Below are 8,125 nucleotides of genomic sequence, written 5' to 3' on the forward strand. Positions count from 1 at the left end.
GAGCCCTCCTCTACGCCGGAAAACCCAACTGGAATCTACTCGCCACCATCACACCCCGCTGAAATCCGATGAGCCAGATAACGGGCGGCAACAGGGTCTAAGTGCCCGACCTTCAGACGCTCCTAGGCAGGCCATTCTGTCCCAATCGAACCGCAGAATCAGATGTATGGGTAATCTCAGATTGTTCAAGAGAGGAGCAACTGTCACCAGCCGACCCGAACCGCGTGCCCGAGTTGAGCTCCGCCTGAGCGGAGGAAGCGACGGTGCCATTCCTCTGAACGAACTCGCTCAGGTCGCAAACCATGCGCAAGAGCTTGTTCGCAAGCTAGCCCGGGCGATAGCGGACAAATCTGGGCCGGGACGCCCACCCGCCGTGCTCGATCAGATGTCGGCGCTCGTTGCGGTTGGGATTCATCAAGGCAGTGCTGTCCTTGACATCGAAGCACCTTCGTGGAGTGGCGAATTCGACCTCGCAGAAGATGTCGGTTTCGACGCAGGGATTCAGGCGCTCGAAATGGTGGCGGACGCAATGGCCGCAGTAGCAGGTTCCCAGCCACTTCCGGATAAGTTCAACGAGTCCAGCCGGGCGGACCTCGCACAACTCCTTGAAGCGACATCGTCGTACGAGAGACTCGAATGGAACCTGTCGCACCACGGCAAAGAAGTGAGGGCCAGCGTGTCACCGATGGCAATCTCCGTGCCGGCCCTGCATCAGCCGACAAAGCGGCCACCTGGGCGCGGAACGGTGGAGGGCGAGCTATACGCCCTGAACGCTCGCACCGGGAGCTATCAACTTGAGGATGCCGCTCTGTACACCATTCGCTGCCACGTCGAACCTGGCAGCATTCTGGCCGCAGAGCTTGATCGCCTCGTCCGCCGAACGGTCGCGGTGACGGGGATCGTCGATTGGGACAAAGCCGGCAGAGCGACCGACGTGAGGGTCGAGGCCATCAACGCACGGCCGCATGAAGCTACGAATGATTTCTGGGACTTCAGACTTGAGAAGGCCCTTTCGGATGTCCACGAAATCACCGGAATCGAAGATCTCGCTCTTGCGGAAATAACTCCAGAAGAAGCTGACGCTTTCAGAACGGCGATGGGATTCGAATGACCCCGGATGCGGTGGTCGTGGACACAAACGTCTTCTCCGCCGTGCTCACCCGCCGATTGCTTGCATCCCAATACGCGGAGTATCTCTCCGGCAAACGCCTAATCATTTCATTCCAGACAGTCGCCGAGATTCGCTTTGGTGGCATGGCTGCTGGATGGGGAGAGGCCCGAATGCGGGAGGCGGAACGAGCCATCGCCAAGGCAGCGACGATTCCGCCACACGATGAACTTGCGACGGAGTGGGCCTCGTTACGAGTGGAGTGCAAACGGGTCGGCCACGCCCTCGCTTCCAAAACCCACATGAGTGATCTCTGGATCGCGGCCACGGCCAGCCTGATCGGAATACCACTCGTCAGCCATGACGCGATCTTCAAGGGAACACCGGGTCTCACCGTCCTCACTCTGCTGTGAACTTGTGAATCACCGAAGACCCAAGGCGTTGGAGGTGACTCTGAAGGAACTGTGCGGTGCCGACCCTTGCTAGGAGCGTGGGTCAGTATCTGCCAGCGAGGCGATCGGCTGGCTGACGGTTGAAGGTGTTGTGGGTTCTCGCGTTTTGGGTTGGGTTCGACGAGAATGCGGGGCATGTCCTACGACTGTGATGATGATGCCCTTTTCGAGATCGCCGACGACGATGAACCGGCGGTGAAGGTTCCTGCGGGGAGGTCGAAGGTGTTCCGTCGTTACGACCCGGACCAGTCGTTCCTGATGCCGCCGTCTCTTGATGACTGGCTCCCGCAAGACCATACGGCCCGGTTCGTTTCTGAGGTCGTTGACGACCTCTTGGATCTCTCGGTGGTGTATGACTCGTATGTTTCAGCGTCTGGTGCACCGCCGTATGACCCGACGATGATGTTGAAGCTCTTGTTGTATGCGTATTCGACGGGGGTGACGTCGTCTCGGGAGATGGAACGTCGCTGTCACATTGATGTGGCGTTCCGTTGGCTGTCTGCGAACAACGCCCCGGATTACCGGTCGATTGCCCGGTTCCGTCGCCGTCACCTCGCTGCGTTGGACGACTTGTTCACCCAGGTCCTTGTCCTGTGCTCAGAAGCAGGACTCGTCACGTTGGGTCGGGTTGCTTTGGATGGTACGAAGCTGCGGGCGTCTGCTTCTCGGCACAAGGCGATGAGTTATGGGCGTCTCGGACCCAGGATTGAACAGCTCGAGGCTGAGGTCGCGGCGATCCTTGCTGAGGCTGAAGCTGTTGACCGGGCAGAAGATGACGAGTTCGGGGAAGACCGGCGTGGTGATGAGGTCCCACCGGAGTTGGCTCGTCGCGAGTCCCGTCTCGTCAAGTTGCGTGCAGCCAAAGAAGCGACCGAGGCCGAGGCGGCAGACAAGGCCGCGAAGAAAGCGGCAGACAAGGCTGAGAAGAACGGTGCCGACGAGACCGCGATAAGCGAGGCCGCAGCGACAGCTGCTGGTGGGGCGACCCCCGCTGATCGGACGCAGCGGAGTTTCACGGATCCCGAATCTCGGATGATGAAAACGACCGACGGTTTCCACTACGCCTACAACGCCCAAGCAGTTGTCGACGAGTACTCACAGGTCGTTCTTGCGGCAAACGTCACCGATCAGGCAGGCGACGTTCAACAGCTGATCCCGATGATCGACGCTACAACAGACAGCCTTACAGATGCCGGTATCGAAACGACCCTGGGGGTGGTGCTTGCCGACGCTGGCTACTGCTCCCAAGACAACCTGGAACACATCTCAGATTCAAAAGTCAACGCTTTGATAGCCACGGGACACATCAGACGCAACGAACAGGTACCAGACACGCCAAGAGGCCCGATCCCGAAAGACGCAACCCGACGCGAACGGATGGCACGCCGGCTGCGTACCAAACCCGGGCGGGCCGACTACGCCAGACGCAAAGCAATCGTCGAACCAGCATTCGGACAGATGAAAGTCCGCCAACACGCCGGGCATCTCCGGCTACGAGGAATCGCCGGAGCGCAAGGCGAGTGGACCCTCCATGTCATCTGCCACAACCTACGCAAACTCGGAAACGCCGCCAATATGGCCACCGCAGCAGCTTCCTGACACCCACCGGGCCACTTCTGGCGCCATTCGAACGATCTGGGGTCCTGTCATCTGCGGGCTCCGATGAAGGTTCCATCATGATTCTCGGTCACATCGGATCCAAGACCTTGACCTACCCCAAGAATCGGGCACACGACACCAATTCTGACTCATGCTCCTAGGGCTGCCACAGCTCGGACACACCCCGTGAGCTACGAGCGCTACTCCAATCGATCACTCTTCTGGATGTTGTGCTTCGCGCAGAGAAGTTGAATGTTGTCGGCAGTGAGTGACGAACCTCCCCAAGAGAACGGGATCATGTGATCGAAGTGGAGATTCTCCGTTGATCCACACTTCACACATTTGCCCTTGTCGCGCTTCCACACTGCCAACTTCACATGAGTGGGAACAAGCCGTGTGTGATCAAGCTCCTGATCTTCAGGGTCCACGGCTTCGGCGTCCTCCTCGACTAGTGCCAGCTTGAACTTGCAGACGTAGCGGCCCTCGAGCTCCTGTTGCCAGGCGTCGACGAGATGGAACAAACCGGTGTACACCCAGATACCCGAGCGGACCTTCTCATAGACCCGCACCCGCTCAGGCGGTAGTTCATTGTTCTGGAATGCTTCAGCCGCCATGTAGAACAGGCCGTTCTGAGTGAGGGTCCCGTTTTCTGTGAGTAGCGGTTGGTCCAGGGTCTTGGGGTCAGGGTTGTCGGTACTCTTCGGTTGATCGTGCCCTTCGTAAATGAGAGTGCGACCTTCGTCGGTTATCTGGTCCTCGTATGGAGCTCCGGGGCGCACGCTCATCAGCAAAACGCTGTGGTCCGGTCGGAGTCGAAAGTTCATACCCCGTTGGAGCATGGCGCCTTCGCGGGAACACATCTCGAGGTAGGCAATCACGTCACCGGGTTGCACGAACTACATGGTATCCGCCACTTTCTGTCAGCCGCGTCCTGTATGTTCCGGGTGTGGGGAAATACGACGCATGGCGACCGTTCTTCAGGGATCTCAAGCCTGGTGAACGTCGCGTGCCGCTCGAGGCCCTAAGTGATCTACTTGAGGGTGGATTACCGCAAGCCGCATATGAGCACCAGGCCTGGTGGTCGAACACGGGATACGCATCCGCGGCCTGGGCTGAATACGACTGGTACGCGCATCCGAAGCTGCGCGACGGGTACGTATTGTTCAATCTCACGCCCGGCCGTCGCGGCCGAAGCCCCGCTTCATCCAAACGAAGCAGCTATTCGGACCCAAGAACGATTACACCGAACACGCCTCCCCAGACTCAATCGAAGTCGGCAGCGGAGGTGATCCTGTTGGGCTGCGTTTCGGAGAAACGAGACCACCCGGCGCCAGCAAAAGACCTCTATATCTCCCCGTTGTGGGAACGGCGCCGCGCATATGCCGAAGCGTCGGGACAGCCGTGGTACATCCTGAGTGCCGAACACGGCCTCCTGCATCCGGAGCAGGTCACCGCACCCTATGACGTCTCACTCAAAGATCTATCGGTTGATCAACGCAGGGCTTGGGCGCGTCGCACAGCACCTCGGTTGCTCGAGACACTGGTCGCCGCTGAGGCGGAGACAGTGGAGATCCATGCCGGCACCGCCTACACGGAATCAGGGCTCCGGCAGGCACTCGAGGCGTTGGGTTTTCAAGTTTTCATCCCGTTGGCCCACCACCGCATCGGTGTGCAACTCGCCTGGTACGACAATCCCAACCACCCGGATATCACCGCTCCGAGGTCGAGCCCAACGTCTAAGCCGCTCCAACAGCCGGCGCCGGATCATGTGGTGCGACTCGCTGCTGACTACCGCTCGAAGGCGCTTGGCGGGGGGTGGGACGGACTTCCCGAGGTCGTGTGTGTAAAGGCAATGCGGGCGGCCGGTGCCGACGATCGAACCATTCGCCGGTGGATCACCTTTGCTGCTGCCATGGATCGCGCCCGCGACGCCGTGCAGCTATGGGAGGCATCCGTGGAGGCATATCGTCAGGCACCATGGATTTACGATCCGTGGCAGGTCATTGCGAGACCTCACGACGATCTCCAGGCTGCTCTGCGACAGTACTCGGTGAGTCAGCGCCACGGCCCCGACTCCGACGCCTGGCAAACCATCGCCCAAACACTCACCGACACGGCCTGCCCAGGGTCAGTCATCGCAGCATTGAACGGCAAACCCACGAATGCATCAGACCTGCTTGAGGCGCTGCAGCGGAAGGGCCCCCAAGGAGTTCCCCGGTTCCCGCTACTTAGAGGGCCGAAGATCGGTCCGCTGTGGGTGCGGATGCTCGCTTGTCCGGGCGGTGCCGACATTCGCGGTATGGAGGTGATCCCAGTGGCCGTTGACACCCATGTTCAGCGGGTTACTGAGATGTTGGGTTTGGTGAGTCCAGTCGAACTGAGTGGTCGCCACCGACGTGACATCCAGCAGGTTTGGTTCGATGCTGTGAACCAGGCGGGGATGTTCGGAGCTCCTTCTCCCATCGATGGCACGTCAGCCGGTATCGATCCCGCCCTCTGGGCTCTAGGCAGGGAAGGTTGCTCGAACTGCGAGCGGGCGAAAATAAAGCGACCAATCGGGTCGATATGCGATCTTTGCGTGCTGGGCCGGGTTGAATCATGAGGAGCGGAGCGAGAACGTGGCTCTCTCAACGCTCCTCCTAGGCCTCAGAACACCTATCGAAGAAAATCTCTTCGTTGGCAAGGCCCGGTGGGAGATGCTGACCGCGAAGGTGGCTCAGCAAGAGGATGCGCCGCACGCCGACTACTACGACGAGCAAGTGTGGACCTTCTTGTTGGCGTGCGGGTACGCCGTCGGAGGCCCGGAAGGAGTCTCTGCACTCGAAGATCTTCTGACCGGCGGCGCCGGAGCATGGCGGACCGGTCACAAGATCTGGTTCGAGGTCCTGCCCACTCCCCCACGATTTCAGGAGGGCAACACCAATGTCGACCTTGCCGTGGGCGACATCCGGCTGCGCAGCGGCGTGGAGGGCGGGATCGAGCTCGATCCGGAGTCGACGCCCAACTGGGTTTGCCTGACGGAGGCGAAATGGTATTCGGATATCGACACGAAGGTGTCCAACCAGCGAGAGCGCAACCAGCTGGCGAGGGTGGCGGAGAACGCAGCTTGCCTGCAATCAGAAGGAGCCATCGTTGATCGACCGTTTGTGACACTGTTGACGCCGAGGAGGTTTCGTTCCAGCGAGCTCCGATCGCGGCTTTACGTCTACAAGTACCACGAATACCGGGATGATCCTGCACGGTTGGCCTTCGAATGGCGAGCAATGGACAATGCAATGCCACCCCGGTCAAACAGCGGCTGGCGGTACCCGAAAAACCCCGACGAACGGGCCCGATCAATTCGCTTCCACTGGGTCACCTACGACGACCTTCTGAGCGAGGACAACCTGCCTGACACCCCAATCCGTGATGCCCTCGTTCGGGCTTTCGAGGATTGGACTCCCTAGCCCGCCACACGCGCCGGCCCGTGGAACACCTGCTCCCGGTGCCATTCGACGTACTGCTCGTCGACGGGCCGCGCCCCTGACTGTGGGCCGCGCACGTCTGCGCCGGCCAGGCTGAGCACCAGCCGCTCCGCCGATTCACCCGACCCGGAGAACCGCTGTGACACAGCGATGGTGTGATCGATCGTCAGGCCGACGACGCCGAGGTCGAGCAGCTTGTGATGGATCGTGCAGAGAGCCAGACCGTTGGCAACCTCGTCGGGCCCTTCAAAGGCATGCCACCGCACGTGAGCAGCATCGAGCCCAATGGTGCGGTCGGCGAGCCGTCCATCGAAACCGCAGAAGGCGCATCGACGCTCGTAGGCGGTCAGCACCTTGTCGCGGAACTCCGGGTCGCGGCGACGAATCGTCCGGGATACGACGGTCAATGCAAGAGGGCTCTCGGTGAGCCCGACGTCCTCCAGCAAGTCGGTGCGATAGGAATCACCGAACTCCTCCAGCAGCGCCCCCACGATGGTTGCCCGGATGGCCGGGTCGGTGATGGCCGCCGCTAAATCCTCGGTGATTTCCCCGATGCCGACCTCGCGCAGTTCCGACAACCGGGTCTCGGGCCACGGCCGGCCGTCCGAGGTGCTGACTCGCCAGAAACCCTCGTCGTTCTGGAGATGATGAAACGGGTACTGGGGGGTTGCCTTGGTGACGGGCGGGCCGTACCGGTCGAGGAGATCGGCAACCACGGGTTCCGCTTCTGCGAACGTGACTCGCCGGCTGCCCGTCTGGGTGAATCGTCCGATCATGTAGAGGAGTAGGAGCGGCTTGTGCGGTGCCCGAACTCCACGTTGCGACCAGCGACGGAGGCTTGAGATACGTTCGACCCAGTCGGTGGCGGTCAACATCTGAGATTGAACCTACCAAGCGGCCGGCTCAACCCAGCAAGTTCTCTCGAACGGCTTTCTCGATTCTGGTCATCCGGTTCCGAACGGTCTTGGGAGCAAGTCCGGTGACTGCTGCTGCCTCGTCTACTTCGGCATTCGCAATCCAGATCATTCGGGCGATCGTCCGGTCGGCGTCGTCCTCCGCTATGGCATCGACGGCCTCCATAAATCGATCGGTCGTGTCGACCGTCCCCCAACCGAGACCCAGGTCGTAGCCGAGACGCGACCCGTGGTCTATGACCTGTGAGTAACCGCCCTCATCAACGCGCACCTGCGCATCCTTGATCCGCTTCCAAACCCTGAGGGCGTCCCTGGCGCGATCTCCGGCGACCTTCCTTACGAACCCGTGTGGATTATCGATCTCGTGACCGGCCGACGCTTTGCGCCAATACTCCTCCACCGCAATGGCTGCTACCTCATCGTTCAGATTCAGTGCCGCGGATCGAAATATGACCCGATCTACCTCTTCTCTGGCAGCCATAAGCAACTCGGCGTCGAGTGTGTTGTCGGACTGACCACGCTCATTGAAACTCCCCAGACCTGCTCACTGAAATTCCCCACCTCCTGAGAGGGAATACCCACTGTTGG

At 60.4% G+C, this 8,125-nt stretch carries 8 protein-coding genes; 5 read left to right on the forward strand and 3 right to left on the reverse strand.

Going from position 1 to position 8,125, the window contains the following annotated elements; genetic code table 11:
- Positions 1 to 166: 166 nt before the first annotated feature.
- The 3 genes from P1T08_17600 (at position 167) to P1T08_17610 (ending at position 3,159) form a co-directional block, all read left to right on the forward strand.
- Positions 167 to 1,111, forward strand: coding sequence for a hypothetical protein (locus P1T08_17600; GenBank protein ID MDF1597898.1), 945 nt, complete (start codon positions 167 to 169; stop codon positions 1,109 to 1,111).
- A complete protein-coding gene (locus tag P1T08_17605) occupies positions 1,108 to 1,521 on the forward strand; it encodes a PIN domain-containing protein (GenBank protein MDF1597899.1) in 414 nt (137 codons plus the stop codon). Before P1T08_17600 ends, P1T08_17605 begins: the two co-directional genes overlap by 4 nt.
- Before the next feature lie 174 nt (positions 1,522 to 1,695).
- A complete protein-coding gene (locus P1T08_17610) occupies positions 1,696 to 3,159 on the forward strand; it encodes an IS1182 family transposase (GenBank protein MDF1597900.1) in 1,464 nt (487 codons plus the stop codon).
- Positions 3,160 to 3,359: 200 nt separating this feature from the next.
- Here the strand turns inward: P1T08_17610 and P1T08_17615 are convergent, their stop codons facing one another.
- Positions 3,360 to 4,052, reverse strand: coding sequence for an HNH endonuclease signature motif containing protein (locus tag P1T08_17615; GenBank protein ID MDF1597901.1), 693 nt, complete (start codon positions 4,050 to 4,052; stop codon positions 3,360 to 3,362).
- A gap of 53 nt (positions 4,053 to 4,105) precedes the next feature.
- On the opposite strand from P1T08_17615, the gene P1T08_17620 reads away from it, so the two are divergent.
- Together P1T08_17620 and P1T08_17625 are read left to right on the forward strand one after the other, a co-directional pair.
- Entirely contained in the window at positions 4,106 to 5,761 is a 1,656-nt protein-coding gene (locus tag P1T08_17620; GenBank protein MDF1597902.1) for a hypothetical protein, read from the forward strand.
- A 16-nt stretch (positions 5,762 to 5,777) separates the two neighbouring features.
- Positions 5,778 to 6,605 carry a hypothetical protein gene (locus tag P1T08_17625; protein MDF1597903.1) on the forward strand — a complete coding sequence of 276 codons (828 nt, stop codon included), beginning with the start codon at positions 5,778 to 5,780 and terminating at the stop codon, positions 6,603 to 6,605.
- Here P1T08_17625 and P1T08_17630 read toward each other — a convergent pair.
- Complete coding sequence (locus tag P1T08_17630; GenBank protein MDF1597904.1) at positions 6,602 to 7,498, reverse strand: HNH endonuclease; 897 nt, start codon at positions 7,496 to 7,498, stop codon at positions 6,602 to 6,604. The two genes, P1T08_17625 and P1T08_17630, sit on opposite strands and share 4 nt — an antisense overlap.
- A gap of 28 nt (positions 7,499 to 7,526) precedes the next feature.
- Positions 7,527 to 8,018 carry a hypothetical protein gene (locus P1T08_17635; protein ID MDF1597905.1) on the reverse strand — a complete coding sequence of 164 codons (492 nt, stop codon included), beginning with the start codon at positions 8,016 to 8,018 and terminating at the stop codon, positions 7,527 to 7,529.
- Between the last annotated feature and the right edge of the window lie 107 nt (positions 8,019 to 8,125).

The organism is Acidimicrobiia bacterium (assembly GCA_029210695.1).
Lineage (GTDB): Bacteria > Actinomycetota > Acidimicrobiia > Spongiisociales > JAHEDJ01 > JAHEDJ01.